The sequence below is a fragment of the Pseudomonas cichorii genome (genome assembly GCF_015471405.1).
GTDB classification, from domain to species: Bacteria; Pseudomonadota; Gammaproteobacteria; order Pseudomonadales; family Pseudomonadaceae; genus Aquipseudomonas; species Aquipseudomonas serbiensis.
Genome location: NZ_BLVZ01000011.1, coordinates 199,228 through 217,413, shown reverse-complemented (window position 1 = coordinate 217,413; position 18,186 = coordinate 199,228). Strand labels below are relative to the sequence as shown.

11 protein-coding genes are annotated in these 18,186 nt (G+C 59.6%); 4 read left to right on the top strand and 7 right to left on the bottom strand.

Annotated features, from left to right (window positions below; genetic code table 11):
• Window positions 1-31 precede the first annotated feature (31 nt).
• On the bottom strand, window positions 32-982 hold the full coding sequence (locus JL015_RS18875) for a choline sulfate utilization transcriptional regulator (protein ID WP_201019512.1): 951 nt from the start codon (window positions 980-982) through the stop codon (window positions 32-34).
• Between the two features lie 113 nt (window positions 983-1,095).
• On the opposite strand from JL015_RS18875, the gene betC reads away from it, so the two are divergent.
• Both betC and choX read left to right on the top strand, forming a co-directional pair.
• Window positions 1,096-2,601 (top strand): choline-sulfatase, encoded by a 1,506-nt coding sequence (betC, locus tag JL015_RS18870; protein WP_201019511.1) that lies wholly within the window; start codon window positions 1,096-1,098, stop codon window positions 2,599-2,601.
• A gap of 38 nt (window positions 2,602-2,639) precedes the next feature.
• A complete protein-coding gene (gene choX / locus JL015_RS18865) occupies window positions 2,640-3,566 on the top strand; it encodes a choline ABC transporter substrate-binding protein (RefSeq protein ID WP_201019510.1) in 927 nt (308 codons plus the stop codon).
• A 47-nt stretch (window positions 3,567-3,613) separates the two neighbouring features.
• Here choX and JL015_RS18860 read toward each other — a convergent pair whose 3' ends face one another.
• The 4 genes from JL015_RS18860 to JL015_RS18845 are packed head-to-tail and all read right to left on the bottom strand — an operon-like array spanning window position 3,614 to window position 11,944.
• Window positions 3,614-3,877 carry a PAAR domain-containing protein gene (locus JL015_RS18860; RefSeq protein WP_200994359.1) on the bottom strand — a complete coding sequence of 88 codons (264 nt, stop codon included), beginning with the start codon at window positions 3,875-3,877 and terminating at the stop codon, window positions 3,614-3,616.
• 43 nt (window positions 3,878-3,920) lie between these two features.
• Window positions 3,921-4,265 (bottom strand): immunity protein Imm33 domain-containing protein, encoded by a 345-nt coding sequence (locus tag JL015_RS18855; protein WP_371874285.1) that lies wholly within the window; start codon window positions 4,263-4,265, stop codon window positions 3,921-3,923.
• A 3-nt stretch (window positions 4,266-4,268) separates the two neighbouring features.
• The gene (locus JL015_RS18850; RefSeq protein ID WP_201019509.1) at window positions 4,269-8,963 is read right to left on the bottom strand and encodes an RHS repeat-associated core domain-containing protein; all 4,695 of its coding nucleotides are present in this window, start codon (window positions 8,961-8,963) and stop codon (window positions 4,269-4,271) included.
• Window positions 8,960-11,944 (bottom strand): type VI secretion system Vgr family protein, encoded by a 2,985-nt coding sequence (locus JL015_RS18845; RefSeq protein ID WP_201019508.1) that lies wholly within the window; start codon window positions 11,942-11,944, stop codon window positions 8,960-8,962. The genes JL015_RS18850 and JL015_RS18845 overlap by 4 nt, the downstream gene beginning before the upstream one ends.
• A gap of 812 nt (window positions 11,945-12,756) precedes the next feature.
• Between JL015_RS18845 and gltP the strand changes: the two genes are divergently transcribed.
• Both gltP and JL015_RS18835 read left to right on the top strand, forming a co-directional pair.
• Window positions 12,757-14,085: a glutamate/aspartate:proton symporter GltP gene (gene gltP, locus JL015_RS18840; protein WP_201000962.1), complete on the top strand. Its 1,329-nt coding sequence runs from the start codon at window positions 12,757-12,759 to the stop codon at window positions 14,083-14,085.
• Window positions 14,086-14,206: 121 nt separating this feature from the next.
• The gene (locus tag JL015_RS18835; protein ID WP_201019507.1) at window positions 14,207-15,448 is read left to right on the top strand and encodes a nucleoside recognition domain-containing protein; all 1,242 of its coding nucleotides are present in this window, start codon (window positions 14,207-14,209) and stop codon (window positions 15,446-15,448) included.
• A 3-nt stretch (window positions 15,449-15,451) separates the two neighbouring features.
• Here the strand turns inward: JL015_RS18835 and JL015_RS18830 are convergent, their stop codons facing one another.
• Window positions 15,452-16,645, bottom strand: coding sequence for a DUF5924 family protein (locus JL015_RS18830; RefSeq protein ID WP_201019506.1), 1,194 nt, complete (start codon window positions 16,643-16,645; stop codon window positions 15,452-15,454).
• A gap of 134 nt (window positions 16,646-16,779) precedes the next feature.
• Window positions 16,780-18,159, bottom strand: coding sequence for a M16 family metallopeptidase (locus JL015_RS18825; protein WP_201019505.1), 1,380 nt, complete (start codon window positions 18,157-18,159; stop codon window positions 16,780-16,782).
• Between the last annotated feature and the right edge of the window lie 27 nt (window positions 18,160-18,186).

Below are 18,186 nucleotides of genomic sequence, written 5' to 3'. Positions count from 1 at the left end.
AAGATTGCTCCCAGTTATCCACAGATAAGGATCAAACCGCAATCGACGGTAGTGGTTTACCGGTCAATGAGTCGCCACTGAGGGCCTGTTCACTGGCCAGCCAGTCGACAAACTGCTGCACGACCTGAAGTCGTCGCTTGCGCTGCGGCAGGACCACGTAATAGCCACAGGCGGAAATCGCCGTGGCTGCAACAGGGCGGCACAACAGGCCCTGATCGAGCAGATCATCGACCAGATGCCGCCAGCCAATGGCAATACCCTGCCCGGCAATGGCGGCCTGGATCAATAGCGTGTAATTGTCGAAACGCAACTGGCCGGGGGCCGGGGCCTGGGGAATATTGAATTCCCGAAACACGCCGGCCCAGTCGAACCAGTTGTTACTGCCCTCGCCGCGTAAATGCAGCAGCGCGAATTCGCGCAAGACTTCGTTGGGCAAGGGGGTTGCCCGGCCGGCAAGCAACTGTGGGCTGCACACCGGAAAAACCTCTTCGCTGAACAACCAGCGGCTTTCACCCTGTTTGAAACGCCCGTCTCCGAACAGCACCGCCACATCGATATCGGCGCTGAGCATGCTGTGGCTGCGCTCGCTGGTCACAAGGCTGACGTCCACATCCGGGTGGTGTTTGTGAAAGCGATGCAGACGAGGCATCAGCCAGTAGGCGGCGAATGCAAAGTCAGTCGCGACCTGCAACACCTCGTTCTGATGCTGCTCGGTAATGGCAACCAGACCGCTGTCCATGGACTGCAACCCGCTCTGTACATGGCCGAACAGGATTTCTCCGGCCTCGGTCAGCTCGATCCCGCGATAGACACGGTCGAACAGGCGGGTCGCCAATTGTTCTTCCAGGCGCTTTATCTGCTGGCTGATCGCAGGCTGGGTCGTGCCCAGCTCCATGGCCGCTGCCGTGAAACTGCGCAGGCGGGCTGCGGCTTCAAAGGCGCGCAGCAGATCCAGAGACATGTCACCGAGGGTTTCAAACATAAGCTGTGCTTATCCTAGGCATTGTTTTGTGTGGGCTTTACCGTAAAACCGGAGATCTTCATCCTCGATACAACACTTTCGCATAACTGCTGACAATGGGATGCCGAGATTACATGAAGCGCAAAAATATTCTGTTCATCATGGCCGATCAAATGGCCGCGCCCATGTTGCCGTTCTACGCAACGTCTCCCGTCAAAGTGCCAAACCTGAGCCGTCTGGCTGCAGAAGGCGTGGTGTTCGACTCCGCTTACTGCAACAGCCCGCTGTGTGCGCCCTCGCGTTTTACCCTGGTCAGTGGCCAGCTTCCGAGCCGGATCGGCGCCTATGACAACGCCGCGGATTTTCCCGCAGACATCCCGACTTATGCCCACTACCTGCGCGGCCTGGGCTACAAGACCGCGCTCTCGGGCAAGATGCACTTCTGCGGCCCGGACCAGTTGCACGGTTACGAAGAGCGGCTGACCAGCGATATCTACCCGGCCGATTATGGCTGGGCCGTGAACTGGGACGAGCCGGATGTTCGCCCAAGCTGGTATCACAACATGTCGTCGGTGCTTCAGGCCGGGCCGTGTGTGCGCACCAACCAACTGGATTTCGACGAGGAAGTGGTATTCAAGGCCCGCCAGTACCTGTTTGATCATGTTCGCCAGGACGGCGACGCGCCGTTTTGCCTGACGGTTTCCATGACCCATCCTCACGACCCGTACACCATCCCCAAACCGTTCTGGGATCTTTATCGCGACGAAGACATTCCTCTGCCTGTGGCCCACGCCGATCAGGATGCGCTGGACCCGCACTCGCAACGTTTGCTCAAGGTTTATGACCTGTGGGACAAGCCGCTGCCTGTGGACAAGATCCGCGATGCCCGCCGTGCCTACTTCGGCGCTTGCAGCTATATCGACGACAACGTCGGCAAACTGCTGCAAACACTTGAAGAAACGGGCCTGGCCGAAGACACGATCATCGTGTTCTCGGGCGACCATGGCGACATGCTGGGCGAGCGTGGCCTCTGGTACAAAATGCACTGGTTCGAGATGTCGGCGCGGGTGCCGCTGCTGGTCTACGCGCCGGGCCACTTCAAGGCGGGTCGCGTGAGTGCTTCGGTGTCCACCGCCGACCTGTTGCCGACCTTCGTTGATCTGGCTGAAGGCCAACTGGACAGCGGCCTGCCGCTTGACGGCCGCTCGTTGCTACCGCATCTGCAAGGCGAAGGCGGGCATGACGAGGTTTTCGGCGAATACATGGCTGAAGGCACCACCAGCCCCTTGATGATGATTCGTCGGGGCGCCTACAAATTCATCTACTCGGAACAGGACCCGTGCCTATTGTTCGATGTAGACAACGATCCAAAGGAACAGGAAGAACTGAGCCAGTCGCCCGTTCATCAACAGTTGTTCACTGATTTTCTGGCCGAAGCTCGCGCCAAATGGGACATACCGGCGATACACCATCAGGTGCTCGCCAGCCAGCGTCGGCGACGTTTTGTCGCCAGCACACTGGCCATCGGCAAGCTGAAGAGTTGGGATCACCAGCCACTGGTCGACGCCAGTCAGCAGTACATGCGCAACCATATTGATCTGGACGATCTGGAGCGCAAGGCCCGTTATCCGCAACCTTGAACCCTGCCATCACCGAGAAAACCAAAAGGGTCACACGCATGAAAAAATTATCCACAGCACTTGCGGTCGGTGTCATGACGCTCAGCAGCCTGGCTGCGCATGCCGCTGATCAGAGTTGCAGCACGGTAAAAATGGCCGACCCCGGCTGGAGCGACATTGCCGCCACCAACGCCATTACCGGATTGCTGCTCGATGGCCTGGGTTACAAGGCCAAGGTCGATACGCTGGCGGTGCCGATTGCCTTCGGCGGCCTCAAGGACGGTCAACTGGATGTGTTCCTGGGTAACTGGATGCCGGCGCAACAAGGTTTCTACGACAAGTTCGTGGCCACCGGCGACGTGACCCAACTGGCCAAAAACCTGGAAGGCACCGAATTCACCCTGGCCGTGCCCGATTATGTGTGGGAAGCAGGCGTGCATGACTTCGCCGACCTGAACAAATTTGCCGACAAGTTCAGCAAGAAAATCTACGGCATCGGCTCCGGCGCGCCAGCCAACCTGTCGCTGCAGGACATCATCAAGAAAAACGAATTCGAGCTGGGCGGCTGGAAACTGGTGGAGTCCAGCGAACAGGCCATGCTGGCCGAAGTGAATCGCAACGTGAAGAGGAAAGCCTTCGTCGTCTTCCTGGGCTGGACACCGCATCCCATGAACGTGCAGATCAAAGGCATGCACTACCTCAAGGGCGGCGAGAAATACTTCGGTGAAACCGGTTCGGTCTACACCCTGACCCGTAACGGTTACGCCGAAGCCTGCCCGAATGTGGGCAAACTGCTGACCAACCTGAGCTTCACCCTGGAAATGGAAAACAGCATCATGGCCGAGGTGGCGAACAAGAAAGTCAGCAACGCCGAAGCTGCCAAAGCCTGGATCAAGGCCAACCCGGCTGTTCTGGACAAGTGGCTCGATGGCGTGAAGACCATTGATGACAAGGATGGATTGGCGGCGGTGAAGGCGAAGTTGTAAAAACGGACTTCTCCCGCAGAGTCAGACCGGGTCTGTGGGAGTCTCGCCTAACCGATCACCGCGCCTTTCGGCCCGCTGGCAATCAGGCTGGCACCACAAGCGGTTTTCATACCATCCAGAGCAACGGGTGTCCCATCCACCGCATACGTGCTGCTGCCCTCGGCAATGGGAAAAACGCCTTTGCACAGAGGGCAACTGACTTTATGGCCCACACCGGCGATGGGTTTGCCGTTGAGGCTGGTTTGCGAGAAGGCTTCAAGGACTACTCCGCCGTGAGTGGTGGCGTCGCCCAGGCGGATGATGTCTTTCATTCAGCAGTCCTGAAAATTTCAATAAGTAAAATGAAATACTCCATCAGGCGTCCGCCATCCAGACATCCTCGTACCCCTCCCGGTCAATTATAAATTTTGCTCCCTCGGGTAAAAATAAATATTTTACAACCTCGGGCAGTTCCTCTTTTAGATGTGAGGTATGAAGAGCCTGATAAAAACCGCTAGCCGCAGAATACTCACCGCAATGTATAAACCAGCTTATAGTTCCCCCCTCTGGTAATTTAACTCTAGTTCCATAAATAGGTGTCTTGTGAAGTGTGTCCAGTGCAATCGCCACCATCTCCTCGGGAGGATGCATAGGTAAACCATACTTATTACAAGTTTGTTCCTGCAGCACATCTGGCTTTTCGAATTTATCAGTTTTCATTATTTAGATTCCTAATTTACCCTTCATGCATTTTGAAAATGCCGAGGCATGTCCACCTTGTTGACGAGAGCATGTTGGGCAGTGCGGCTGAATCGCACTTAATGACGTTTGATTTGCAACATCATTACTGCCCGTTCGATAGTACTCTACTACAAGAGCATCTTTGTGATCTGCCACCATTTTAGGTGCTTTCGTTCCGCATCGAGCACAAGCTAAACCTTGTACCTCTAAGGTTTGCTCTTTTGTAGGACCACATTCAGCTCCACGCTTATAAGGAGTGGTGATTCCGGCTTTAGGATCAAACTGCGCACCAGCAGGTATACCAAGGTCGCTAAGCGGCACTGATTTCCCTTTACCATCGATTGTGCTTGTAAGCCCAAAAGGATCTGTCCACCCAGTAGGATTCGGCGCATACGCATACAGGTTCAACCCACCCGCATAACTGATCGGATCCTTACTAACAAACCGCCCTACCCCCGGATCATAGTACCGGTATCGGTTGTAATGCAGACCCGTCTCATGATCGTGGTACTGACCCTGGAAGCGAATCGGGTTGGTCAGGCCCAGTTGTTGGGCGGTGCCTGAGCGCTGGACCTTGATTTCACCCCATGCCTTGTACTGCGCGCTCCAGGCGATATTGCCGTCCTGGTCGGTCAGTTCCTGTGGTGTGCCCAGGTGGTCGCACTGGTACCAGGCCAGTGCGTCGAAGGGTTGGACTTTCGCGGTGTGATGCCAGAGCGGGTCTTCGTCGAAGTTGTACGGGCCGCTGTAGTCCGGCAGGTCGAGCAACTGGATCGGGCGCTGGCGCAGGGCTTGAGCCACGGGCACGAAGCTGCCGGGTTCGTACAGGTAGTGCACGGTGCGGCCGGTGCCGCTTTCGTGTTGTGCCGGGCTGCTTTCCCAGGCGAGGGTGTCGCCGTCCCAGCCGTAGAGGGTGAAGCCGCAGCCCAGTTCGCGTTGTTTGCGGGCGTGTTCGTTGCGGTTCCATTGCGAGCCCGCTTCGGGGCGGTGTTGGGTGTGGGCGGTCGAGTGCTTGTACAGACGGCGCCCCAGGGCGTCGTAGGCGTAGTCCACTGCCAGGCGCGCATCGTCGAAATGCACCAGCCGGTCGAACAGGTCCCAGGTCAGGCGGCTGTAGGCACCGTTGTGCCAGCGCAGTACCTGATTGCCGCGCTCGTCGTATTCGTAATGAGTACCGGCGTATTCGCGCAGCAGGTTATCCAGCAACTGGCTGCGTTTGGGGTCCTGGTCCAGCGGGCGGCGGATTTCGTTGACGGTGTCGTCCAGCAGGTTACCTGCCGGGTCGAAGGCAAAGGTTTCCACGCCCAACCGGCTGGTGGCGCTGAGCAGACGGCCTACCGGGTCGTAACGATAGGCCAGCGGGCCACGGCGGCTGTCGTTGATGTCGGTCAACTGGCCGGCGGCGTCGTATTTATATTCACGTTTGAGCAGGGTGGATTTGTCGTCGGAGCGGCCCAGCAGTTGCTCCTGCAAGCGTCCGGCCGGGTCCCAGCTCTGGGTTTGCAGCAGGCGGTTGCCTTGGTGACGGGCGATCTCGCGGTGCAGGTCGTCGCGTTCGTAGCCGATCAGGTCATGGTCATCCAGACGCATTCCCAGCAAGTGACCGCTGCCATAGGTCAGCCAACTGACGCGATGCCCGTCCGGGCGGGTGGTCGCGATGCGCTGGTTGAGCACGTCGTATTCATGTTGCCAGACCGCGACCTGAGGTTTTTCCAGCCCCAGATAGTGTTGATGCTCGCGCAGCAGGTTGCCCGCCGGGTCGTGGAACCATTGCAGGCGGCTGTCGGGGTTATCGGCGAGGATCAGGTTGCCGTTGCCATCGTAGGCAAAGGTTTCGGTCTGGGTCTTTTCGCCCAGGCGCGCCGTGCGTTCGATCAGGCGGCCCATGGGGTCGAAGCTCAGGTCGATGGCCCGTTCGCCATTGACGGTGCGAGCCAGACGGCCGGTGTCCGGGTCGTACTGATAGCGGGTGATCCGGCCATCGAAACCGGACTCGTCCAGCAGACGGCCTACCGGGTCGTAGTGGAAGTGAGCGCGGCGCTCGTTTTCGTTTTCCAGGGTGGTCAGGCGACCCAGCAGGTCCCAGCGGTAGCGCAGGGTCTGTTCGGCAGCATCGATGCGTTCGGCAATCATGCCCGCTGCGCTGTAACTCCAGGTGGTGCAGCGTTCCAGGGCATCGACGTGGGCCAGCAGTCGGCCTTCGGCATCGCGCTCGAAACGCTCTTCGGTCTTGTCCGGGTGAATGATCAGCGCCAGGTGCCCGGTCTTGTACTGGTACTCGGTGGTGTTGCCCGCGGCATCGGTAAAGCTGACCATCTGCCCCTGGTCGTTGTATTCCCAGGCGCTGCTCTTGCCGGAGCAGTCGGTGTATTCGACGAGTTGCCCGGCGTCGTTGTAGGCCAGAACCTTTTCATTGCCGTGGGCGTCCTTGATGGCCGTGGGCAGACCTGCGTCGTTGTAGGCGTATTCGGTCTTGTTGCCCAGCGGGTCGATGGCTTCGACCAGATTGCCGTGATCATCGTAGCCGCGCTGCCACTGCCCGCCTTCGGCGTCGCTGATCTTGATCAACTGGTCCTGATCGTCGTAGGCGTAATGCACCACGGTGTCGTCGGCGCGGATATGCTGCAGCAGGTTGCTGCGCTCGTCGTAGCGATAGCGATCGGTGCTGCCGTCGGCATGCACGTGGCGCACGACGTTCTTGGCCTCGTCACGGAACAGCCATTCCGAGCGCCCGTCGGCGTGGCGGATGCGGTAGGTGTAGCCCTTGATGTCGTAGTAGTGCCAGGTTTCATGGCCCAGGGCATCGGTGACGTAGGTCAGGCGGATGTTTTCGTCCCACTCCAGGCGAGTGTCGAAACTGCCGTCGTCGGCCCATTCGCGCACGGCTCGGGCGTCGGCACCGTTGCCGTCCCATTGCAGGTTCATGCCGCGTCCGGTGCGGTCGGTGTAGCGGATGATCAGGTGCGACTGGTAGTGATACTGCCAGGCGGCACCGTTTTCATCCTGCGCCTGGACCAGATCGCCATAAGCGTCGTACTGGTAGCGGCACAGTTGGCGCAGCGGCGTGCCGTCCTTGATTTCCCACAGACCGATCAGGCGGCCATGTTCGTCGAGCATCGTGCCGACGTGCAGGTGTACCTTGCTGATGTCGCCACCCTGATAGGTCAGGATGTCGGACAGCACGCTGGAGTCGCCATGGCGATGCTCGTAATGCAGCATCACCCCGGCACCGTTGCGCAGTTCGACGCCGGTGAGTCGGTAGTGGCTGCCGTGGCGCAGGTAGGTTTCCTTGCGCTCGAAGCCACGACACAGCACCAGTTGCTCTTCGCTGGCGCGCACCAGGGTGAAGTTTTCGATGGCGTCGTAATGGAACAGGCCGACCGCAGGCAGCGGGCAGGCATGGCTGCGGCCGTCGGCGTCGTGGAACATCAGCCCGTCGTCGACCCGGTCGAAACGGGTGGTGAGTTCGCTGATCCAGCGCGCGCCCATGATGCCCTGATCGTAGGCCGACAAACGCGAGTTATAGAGGCGCGCCCAGTGAATCGGGAAGGGGCCGGGCAGGCTGAAGTCGGTGTGGCTGAAGGTTTCGGAACCGAGGGCGAAGCTGATGCTTTTGTCTGTAACGGCACAGACCCCGTTTTTCTGGCATTGGGGATTGCCAGTGGCGGGTGCCTGTTTTTCCTGCGCGCCCATTTCTCCTTCGCCCGCTTGCTTTGTTGCCTGGCTGGTGGTGCCCGATTTGACGCTGGCGCTCTGGCCACGCAACTGACGCTTGCGCCAGGAAGCAACCGAGGTCGCCAGCATTTGCAGCAGCCAGCCAATGGAGTGCAAGGCTCGGGGATCGCTCAGGCGGCTTAGCTGGGCGCTCAGTTCCGGGCCCATGGCCTTGAGGCCAGCGGTTTCGGTCAGTACCCGTTTCCTGGCTTCGTCGGGCAGCAGGTTTTTTGCCGCGCTGTTGGCGACACCTTTGCCTGCCGCCTTGTAGGCACTGAACAGCCCGCCAAAGATATTGCCGATGGCGGCCTTGGGGTCATTGAGCAGTTGATCGCCCGCCATGCTGAGCTGGGCGTTGGCAGCCTTGAGGTCGCCCTTGGCGTCGAGGGTGCCGTTGGCCACGGCTTCCAGGCCCTTGGCGATTTCGCCGATCACGTCTTCGCCCAGCTTGCCTGCGTCCTTGAGGATCGCTGCCAGCTTGGGTTCGGCCTGTTTGACGAAGTCATCGATGGTGCCGACGATGGTGGCGTTCAGGTGCCCGATCAGAATCTCGATCAGGGCATCGCCCATCACCAGCTTGGCGCTGTGACGCAGTTCCTGGCGCACCAGAAACAGTGTCGGGCGCAGGCTCATGCGCGCCGCAGCCATGGTGGGTGGCGCTGGCAACACGCCGATCAGGTTGATGCCCAGGCTTACCCAGTCGAGCATTTCGCGTTTCTGGCTCTTGGTCAGAGTGACGATATCGCTCAGCGCATCGACCAGCGCCATGATGTTGCCCACCACCGGCAAGGCCCCGGCGGTGTTCTTGATCCGCTCCAGGGTCACGATGCCGCCGCTGACTTCCTGCAACCAGGCATCGAAGACCGCCGCACCGCGTCCCACGTCTTGCAGGTCGAGGGTATTGAGCGGCGCGACTGCCACCTGCGCTTCACGTTTTGCTACCGCTGTAGTTTCAGTCGTCATGACAGCATCTCACCCGCCAGAAGATCGGGGGTTTTCAGGGGAATCGAGGGAGGCGTGAGGCTCGGCAAGCTCGGCAGCTTGGGCATTGCCGGTAGCGTGGGCAATTGCGCCAACTTGCTCGCGTTACCCAATACCGACGCTGCACTCGGCACAGCGGTGCCAGCCAGGTTGGCCAGTTGCGGAAGGCCTGATGCGCCGGCCTGCAATGCGCTCTTGGCTTGCTGGGCGGTCTGCAGGGCTCCTTGCGCGGATTGCACCACGCCCATGCCTTTCTGGACGGCGGCCATTCCACTGCTGGCCATGTCCATTCCGCCCTTGGCCAGCGCCTTGCCGCTGTCCAGCAGCTCGGCAGCCTTGCCTTCGCTCGGCAGCACACTGGCCACCATCGCCTGAATGGACGACGGCGCGCTGTCGCTTTCCGGCTGCTCGGCTGGCCACTCAGGTTTGCCGATGTAGCTGCCGTCACTCCAGGTGTCCGCCGGGTCCGGCCCGAACTTCACCTGCGCTGGCCCCGGTGCTGCGCCCGAAACCGTGGCAAAGCCCTTGGCGTCGAGGCTGCCCTTGAGGCTTTTGCCCAACGCATCGATAACCTCGAAGTCTCCCCCTTTGATGCCCTGCAATCCCGCGTACTGGTTGAACAACTCCAGCGTGCCCTGGCCCGGTTTTGGTGGTTCGGGGAAGACGCCCGCCAGACTCTTGGCCCCGGTGTAGGCAAAGTTCGCCGCGTGCGCGGTGTAGGGGCCGGGTGTGGCGTGGGTGATGCCGCCCGCGTTGTAGGTGGTGGCGCTGCCGCCGCCCTGAATCACCAGCTCGGTCTTGGCAGTGATGGTGATGCGGTCGGCATTGGCGGTGATATTGAGCTTGGCCAGCAGGTTGATGCTGTCCTTGAGGGCCTTGACGTCGATGTCGCCGGAGACGGCCACCAGTCGCCAGCCCAGGTTCTGCACGAACAGCCGCATGCCCTGGCTGGCGCTGGCCAGCAGGCGTTTGCCGATGGACAGGCTGGTGTGTCCGGTGCTGCTCAGGGCCAGGTGTTCGCCAGTGGCGATATGGCTGGAGCGCGGCGTGGACAAGGCGATGCCGGCCGGGCTTGCCAGCACCAGATGCGGTTCTGTGAATTCCGGAAACTCATTGGCGCTCATGTTCGCCGGGCCGCTGCCCAGAATGCCTTGGTGCTGAGCATGCAGCGCTTTGGCCACATCGTCCTGATCGCCAGTTTCCTGAGCCTGCACTTCGCGGGCCTGGGCGCCCAGGCCGTCCTGCTGCTCGCTGGCGGTGGCCAGTCGTTCGGCCGTTTCGGGCAGATCCTTGTGGTGTTTCGATTCGTTGGGGCGTGGTTCGGTTGTGATCAGCAACCCTGCCGCCGCCCGCACCGCGCCATGGCGGTCGGTACGCAGCTCGAAGCCTTCGCCGCGTGGCTTGCCGCCAGACGGGCGTGGATGGGTCAGGTAGCCGAGGTTGATCGCACTGGCACCATGGTCGCTGCGCAGTGCAATGCTGATCTCGCTGGTGGTGTCGTCGATACGCAGTTCGTTGGCGCGGCTGCCCTTGTATTCCTTGCTCTTGACCGTGGCCAGAGTCTTGAAATCGGGCAGCTTGTAGGGCGGCAGGTTGACGCCGTGGTACAGGCAGCCGGTGAGCAGCGGCTGGTCGGGGTCGCCTTCCAGAAAGGTGATCAGTACTTCCATGCCGATGCGCGGCAGATTGATCGAGCCGAAGTTCTGGCTGGCCCAGTTTGACGCCACGCGCATCCAGCAACTGGTCTTGTCGTCGTGCTCGCCTTCGCGGTCCCAGAAGAACTGCACCTTCACCCGACCATACTGGTCGCAGAAGATTTCCTCGCCCTCCGGGCCTGTGACTACCGCGCGCTGGGTGCCCAGCACCTGCGGCTTGGGGTGATCCAGTGGCGGGCGGTATGGCACGTCCCATGGGGTGGCCGTGAAGCGGTTGCGATAGCCCTGGTGAAAATCGTCCTTGAGGTGGGTGGTGTCGCTGGTCACCGACTCTTCCAGGACCTGCGGCTGTTTGCCCTCGTGGACAATCTCGGTGAGCAGCCACAGATCGTTCCAGGCCGCGTTGGTATGTTCGGTCAACGACAGGAAGTGCCCGCTGACCAGCAGCGGCTGGTCGCTGCGGCCCTCGGCCATGCGGTAATCGCTGCGATGGCGCTCCAGCGCCCGGTTGGCCAGATGCTTGCCGCGCTGGCGATCGGTGAAGCGGCCTGGGTAGTCGTAATCCTCCAGATCTGGCTGGGCTTCGCTTTTGGCATCGCTTTCCAGCTCGATACGCGGCTTGGTGAAGTCGTAGTCACGCCGGGTGGTGCGACTGGTGCGGGTCGTCAGGCGCAGCTCGAAGCGCTTGATGACCGGGGTATCGGCCACCAGGCCGCTGTCCTGCTGGTAGGCCACCGGGGCCAGCTTGGGGAACACCGTCTGGTCGTCGCCGAACACCAGTGTGTGGGCACTGCTGCTGTGCTGGAAGTGGTAGTGAATCCCCTCTTCCTCACACAAGCGCTGGATGAATTGCAGGTCGGACTCGTCGTATTGCACGCAGTACACCCGCTCGGGGTATTCCGTACTCAGATGAAACTGGTGATCGCTGGCCAGAATGCCGTGCTCTTCCAGTACCTGGGTGATGATCTGTGGCACCGTCATTTGCTGGAAGATGCGCTGATTGATGCGGTGCTCCAGGTAAGCCAGCTTCGGGCGCAGGCTGATCCGGTAGCGAGTCAGGCGCTTGCCGGCCTCGCCTTGGGCGATGCTGTACACCAGGCCGTGAATGCCGGTGCCCGAAGGCGACAGTTGCAGGAAGGCGAGTTTGTGCAGCAGCCCTTCGAGGTCCAGCGAGGCTTTTTCGCTGACCAGTTCCAGTTCAAATGCGAAGGGTGTGTTGAGCGCTTCACGGCCTTCAAAGGCCAGAACCTGAAAGTCTGCACCTTCGAGGGTCAGCGTGAAATGGGGCTGGTTGGCCGATGAGAACATCCCTTGTTCCTCGTGCTGGGCTGCAACGAGCACGGATCGCTTTTCTGGCTATCCATGCCTGAAAACTGTGAGTGAATCTCCTCCTCCCGAAAGGGCAAAAAGGCCTGTCGGGGTGCCTTTTCCCATCAAAAGACATGCCAGTTTTGGTAAGGCTCTTATGTATCAAGTGGTTAGGAAATTTCAGCGCTACCCATGCCCGATTTTCTTTAAAAAACAGGGATAAAGTGCGCAAGAAGTTGCGCACTACTGCGCAACTTTTTGCGCAATCGTCTGTAAGTCTTGAATTAAAAGCCCTGCATAAAGGTATGCACAGGGTTATCCACAGTTCAGTGCGCAACTTCTTGCGCACTCACCCAGTCGCCAAATATGTTGCTGAATGTATGTCCTCAGGCGGTGGATTCATGGGACGGATCAGCGTCTTTCAGTGAGCCGGGACGACCGTCGATCCAATATTTCTTGTAAGGATACGGCCCCGTTTTCCCTCGGCCATGCAGTCGCTGCCAATTTTCCTTGCCAGGCTGGAGGCGACGTTCTAGCCACTTGTGGGGGCAATAGGGACAACTTTTTTGTGTCGTTATTAGATACGAATGGTCGTTTTTGTATGCCGATTCGGCATGAGGTAGTCGTTTATGGCATTAGACGTACCCCCGTGCCATGGGAATAGTTGCGCCTTTTTTCGCCTGCTATAGAGCTTTGATGCTCGTTTGCGGTGACCTTCTCTGGACGTTTCGGCTTCGGCATTGCTGTGGAAAAAGCAGTTTCAGCATGTCGGTTACGGGTATGTCCAAGCCACTAAAAACAAGGGTAATTGAATGAAGAAGGCAAAGCTGAGTCTGGCATGGCAGATTCTGATTGGACTGGTACTGGGGATTGCCCTCGGTGCGTTGCTCAACCACTTCAGTGCCGAGAAGGCCTGGTGGATCAGTAATATCCTGCAACCAGCAGGCGATATCTTCATTCGTCTTATCAAAATGATCGTGATCCCGATCGTGATTGCATCGCTGATCGTCGGTATTGCCGGTGTGGGCGACGCGAAGAAGCTGGGTCGCATTGGTCTCAAGACCATCATTTACTTCGAAGTCGTCACCACCATTGCGATTCTTGTCGGCCTGGTTCTGGCCAACATGTTCCAGCCGGGCGCTGGTATCGACATGAGCACCCTGGGCACGGTCGATATCTCGAAGTATCAGCAGACCACTGCCGAGGTTCAGCACGATCACGCATTCATCGCGACGATCCTCAACCTGATCCCTTCCAACATCTTTGCTGCCATGGCGCGTGGCGAAATGTTGCCGATCATCTTCTTCTCGGTTCTGTTCGGCCTGGGTCTTTCCAGCCTGCAAGCCGAGGTGCGTGAGCCGCTGGTGAAGATGTTCCAGGGCGTCTCGGAAACCATGTTCAAAGTCACTCACATGATCATGAACTACGCCCCGATTGGCGTATTCGCTCTGATCTCGGTGACAGTCGCCAACTTCGGTTTCGCTTCCCTGCTGCCGCTGGCCAAGCTGGTGATCCTGGTTTACGTGGCCATCGCCTTCTTCGCTTTCGTGGTCCTGGGCCTGATCGCCCGCATGTTCGGCTTCTCGATCATGAAGCTGATCCGCATCTTCAAGGACGAGCTGATCCTGGCTTACTCCACCGCCAGTTCCGAAACGGTCCTGCCGCGTGTGATCCAGAAGATGGAAGCCTACGGCGCGCCGAAAGCCATTTGCAGCTTCGTGGTACCGACCGGTTACTCGTTCAACCTCGACGGTTCGACCCTGTACCAGAGCATCGCGGCAATCTTCATTGCCCAGCTGTACGGCATCGACCTGTCGGTTGGCGCACAGATGATGCTGGTACTGACTCTGATGGTCACCTCCAAAGGCATCGCTGGCGTGCCGGGCGTATCGTTCGTGGTGCTGCTGGCCACTCTGGGCAGCGCGGGCATTCCGCTGGAAGGTCTGGCGTTCATCGCCGGTGTCGACCGCATCATGGACATGGCGCGTACCGCACTGAACGTGATCGGTAATGCCCTGGCGGTACTGGTTATTGCTCGTTGGGAAGGCATGTACGACGAAGCCAAGGGCCAGCGCTACTGGAACTCCCTGCCGCACTGGCGCAGCAAGGACCCGGTTCCTGCTGCTCAGCTCGCTGACTGATCGCTGATCGGTTACACCGACAAACCCCGGGCTTTCCGGGGTTTGTCGTATCTGCGGCTCCCGATTTCCCTCCAGCTCGCCCCGCCGCTATCATCGCCGCATCTTGTGAGGGACATATCCGATGCTCAATGGCCTGTGGCTTGGTTTTTTTATCGTTGCGTGCGTATCCGCCATGGGGCAATGGCTGATTGGAGGCAACGCCGGTATTTTTGCCGCGATGGTCGAAAGCATTTTTGCGATGGCCAAGCTCTCGGTCGAGGTGATGGTTCTGCTGTTCGGCACCCTCACGCTCTGGCTGGGCTTTCTGCGCATTGCCGAGAAGGCCGGGATTGTCGACTGGCTGGCCAAGGTGCTTGGCCCGCTGTTTCTGCGCCTGATGCCCGAAGTGCCGCCGGGCCACCCCGCGCTGGGCCTGATTACCCTCAACTTCGCCGCCAATGCTCTGGGCCTGGATAACGCCGCTACGCCTATCGGGCTCAAGGCGATGCGTTCTCTACAGGAGTTGAACCCCAGCCAGACGGCTGCCAGCAACGCGCAGATCCTGTTTCTGGTGCTCAACGCTTCGTCCCTGACTTTGCTGCCCGTAACCATTTTCATGTACCGCGCCCAGCAAGGCGCGCCGGACCCGACGCTGGTATTCCTGCCTATTCTGCTGGCGACCAGCGTGTCGACTATCGTGGGTCTGCTGTCGGTGGCGTTCATGCAACGTCTGCGTCTGTGGGACCCGGTGGTGCTTGCCTATCTGATTCCGGGCGCCTTGCTGCTCGGTGGTTTCATGGCTTTCCTGGGCACGCTGTCGGCGGCGGCGCTGGCCGGTCTGTCCTCCATTCTCGGCAACCTGACGCTGTTCGGCCTGATCATGTTGTTCATGATCATTGGTGCGCTGCGCAAGGTGCAGGTCTATGAGGCGTTTGTCGAGGGTGCCAAGGAAGGGTTCGATGTTGCCAAAAACCTGCTGCCTTATCTGGTGGCGATGCTGTGTGCGGTAGGTGTGCTGCGCGCTTCGGGTGCGCTGGACTTCGGTCTGGAAGGCATCCGCCATCTGGTGGAGTGGCTGGGCTGGGATACGCGCTTTGTCGATGCCCTGCCGACCGCCATGGTCAAACCCTTTTCCGGCAGTGCTGCGCGGGCCTTGTTGATCGAAACCATGCAGACCCAGGGCGTGGACAGCTTCGCTGCGCTGGCTGCCGCCACGATTCAGGGCAGCACGGAAACCACGTTCTATGTATTGGCGGTGTATTTCGGCGCGGTCGGTATCCAGCGAGTGCGCCATGCGGTGGGTTGCGCACTGCTGGCCGAGTTCTCGGGTGTCGTCGCGGCCATTTTCGTCTGCTACTGGTTCTTTGGTGCGACCGCTACCTGACCGTCATTGTGCAGCGGGCTTCTCGGGCGCGGGCTCTGAAGCAGGCTGCTCCGGTTCCGGCGCGGGCTTGGGCTCTTCCTTCTGAGCGGGGGGCTGTTCCGCTTGCGGAGCGCTTTCTTCCTGGTCGCCGCCCGGCTTGAGCTTGATCAGCCTGCCTGTCGGTTTGGTGACTGCCGGTTGATCGGTATCGGTCACTTCAAAGCGCAGCACGCCGATCATTTGCCCGTCTTCGGTCAACACCCGGACCTGCCAACGCCCGACAACGTCCTGAGGGAAGTTCTGTTTGTGGGTCCAGGCACGATAGCCTTCCTTGCGTCCGCCATGAATATCCAGCGCGATACGATCCACTTCTTCGCCATTACGTCGCCATACATGGTAAATGCGCTCCTCAAGGCCGCGAGGTGCGTTGATGGCGGTGTAGGCATACAAACCATCGCGGCGTAGCTGCGCGGCGCTTATCTGGCTGATGCTCTCGCCCGGTGTGCGGTTCTTGTTATCGAAGTTGGTGCTCACGGCGACTTCGGTCAGCCACAAGGTTGCGGGCGGAACCCAGGAGCGTAACAGCCAGCCTGCACTGCCGACGGCCAGGATCAGAGCGACCACCGCCACACCGCGTCGCCAGGTATTGATCGGGAAGCTTGAGGCCAGGCTGGGGAATGACAGCAGCATGGCCGTGCCCAGCGCCAGTTTGTAGCTTTCTGCAGTGGTCAGGTTGAGGATGATGGGCAATGCCGTGAGCAGTGCCGCGAACAGCGTCAGCGTGTGCAGCGCCATGAACAGCCAGCGGCGCGGTGCCAGCCATTTGTAGTAAAGCGGATCGATGATCGAGATAAGCCCCGCGGCCCCCAGCAAGGCGGTGAACACCAGTTGTCCGCTGTTCCATGTGGTGGTGATGAAGAAGAACGGCAGCACGAAGAACAGGCTTTCCTGATGGATCAACTGCGTGCCGTAACGCAGCAGGCCCTGAGGTATTTCCCGACCGAACGTCTTGCTGAACAGCCGCACCATGCTGTTTTCGATCATCAGCCATAGCCAGCTGATCAGCATGACCACCGCAATCCAGGTCGCCAGCCCGGCCTGACGGTCCACCAGAATGAAACTGGCGATCCCGGAGATGAAACCACCTGCCGCAATCACCCCCGGATAGCGCCGTATCAGACCGAGCGTGCGCGTTACGTAGGAGTTCCAGTCAGGCATTTGGGCAGTTCACTTTCATTGGCTTCAAAAACCCCGGCAGCATATCAATGCCAAGGTGCGTGTAAATACCATCCCTTACAGATTGTGGAAGGGGCCTTGGCCGCGACGGGGGATATGAAGGGGTCGAAGCGAACTCACTTGCGAATACGCTTGCGTACCCGCCAGAACACCAACAACCCGATCATCCCGGCAACCACCGCAGCCAACCCATACAAATCGTCATAACTGAGCAATGACTTTTCGACCCGCCAATAACCGGGCTTGGCCAACAGTTGGCGCAGGGCCTGATTGGCGGTGTCCAGGCTCACGCTCTTGATGCGTTTGGCCGGGTCTGCAAAGCGTCCGTCTTCGTAATCATTGAGCGCGCTCCAGTAGTAATCGGCCAGCGCACTGTTGCCCTGTACGGCCCATGCCTGTCTGGCGATGGCGGCTTGTTGCAGACGGGCGAAGGTGGAAGGTTGCATGCCTTCTTTTTTCAGGCGCGCAAGCAGAGTGCGAATGCTTTGCTCGGCTTCATGGATGTCATCGCGCTCAAGGTCGGCATTCAGGCTCATGAAGCCGACTTCCCCAAAGACCTCACGATCAACCGATGGGCCATAGGACAAGCCGTGCTTGAGGCGCAGTTCTGTATAGAGCGCCCAGTCCAGATAGGCCTCGACCAGCTCCCATGTCTCGTCGTGTTGCTTTTCGAGCTGCGGTTCGGTGAAGGTCAGGTGCAGGCGTGCGCCCTCGCCCAGCAAGCCCCGGATCAGAGTGCGCGAAGCCTGGGCTGCGCCATTGCTTTCGGCCAGCGGCGGGTGCTCGATGGGGTCAGTCGGGTTGAGCTGCCCGTAAGTGCGTTCCAGATAGCTGGGCAGCAGCCTGTCGAGATCGCCGACAACGATCAGCGTCATGTTGTTGGGGGCGTACCAGCTCGCGAAGACATCTTCGACCTGCTTGAGGGTAATGTCATTGACCTCTGGACGCTCGGCGCATTTGAGCCCCAGCTCTATCGCCAACTGGTTGCTGGCACCGGTGCCCGATTCGCGGCGATCAAGCAGGCGCTGCAGGTGGGAAAAGTGACCGCCATCTTCGCGCTCGACGATGCGTTTGACCTCATCGAAACGGCTTTGCAGCAGTTCGGTGTTGGTCAGAACCTCCAGCAAGAGATCCAGAATCTTGCGCTGATTGCGGGCTGGTGCTTCGATCACGAAAGTGGTGTCGGTGTTGCTGGTGAACGCATTCCACTCGCCACCCAGCGCCTGCATACGCTCTTCAAGCCCGCCTTCGCCGCTGTCGTCTGTGCCGCTGAACAGCAAATGCTCCAGCAGATGCGGCAGTTCCTTGTCCTGACAGGCGAAGTCATCGAAGCCGATGCCGACCACCAGCCGAATCGCCACATGGCCCTTTTCATAGCCCGGCTTGAGCAGCACTTGCAGGCCGTTGGGTAACAGGTAGCCCTCGACCTGAAGACGATCAAGGGCCAGCGAAGGGAGAGAACTCAGAAGCAGACAAGCAAACAGCAGGCAACGCATAAAGCAGCTTTCCTTGCGGGCCGGTAT

Bases quoted from the DNA above. Each gene is read 5' to 3' on its own strand.
- JL015_RS18835 (WP_201019507.1), top strand. From the start codon at position 14,207: ATGCTCAATGGCCTGTGGCTTGGTTTTTTTATCGTTGCGTGCGTATCC.
- choX (WP_201019510.1), top strand. From the start codon at position 2,640: ATGAAAAAATTATCCACAGCACTTGCGGTCGGTGTCATGACGCTCAGC.
- JL015_RS18860 (WP_200994359.1), bottom strand. From the start codon at position 3,877: ATGAAAGACATCATCCGCCTGGGCGACGCCACCACTCACGGCGGAGTA.
- JL015_RS18855 (WP_371874285.1), bottom strand. From the start codon at position 4,265: ATGAAAACTGATAAATTCGAAAAGCCAGATGTGCTGCAGGAACAAACT.
- JL015_RS18850 (WP_201019509.1), bottom strand. From the start codon at position 8,963: ATGACGACTGAAACTACAGCGGTAGCAAAACGTGAAGCGCAGGTGGCA.
- gltP (WP_201000962.1), top strand. From the start codon at position 12,757: ATGAAGAAGGCAAAGCTGAGTCTGGCATGGCAGATTCTGATTGGACTG.
- JL015_RS18875 (WP_201019512.1), bottom strand. From the start codon at position 982: ATGTTTGAAACCCTCGGTGACATGTCTCTGGATCTGCTGCGCGCCTTT.
- JL015_RS18830 (WP_201019506.1), bottom strand. From the start codon at position 16,645: ATGCCTGACTGGAACTCCTACGTAACGCGCACGCTCGGTCTGATACGG.
- JL015_RS18845 (WP_201019508.1), bottom strand. From the start codon at position 11,944: ATGTTCTCATCGGCCAACCAGCCCCATTTCACGCTGACCCTCGAAGGT.
- betC (WP_201019511.1), top strand. From the start codon at position 1,096: ATGAAGCGCAAAAATATTCTGTTCATCATGGCCGATCAAATGGCCGCG.
- JL015_RS18825 (WP_201019505.1), bottom strand. From the start codon at position 18,159: ATGCGTTGCCTGCTGTTTGCTTGTCTGCTTCTGAGTTCTCTCCCTTCG.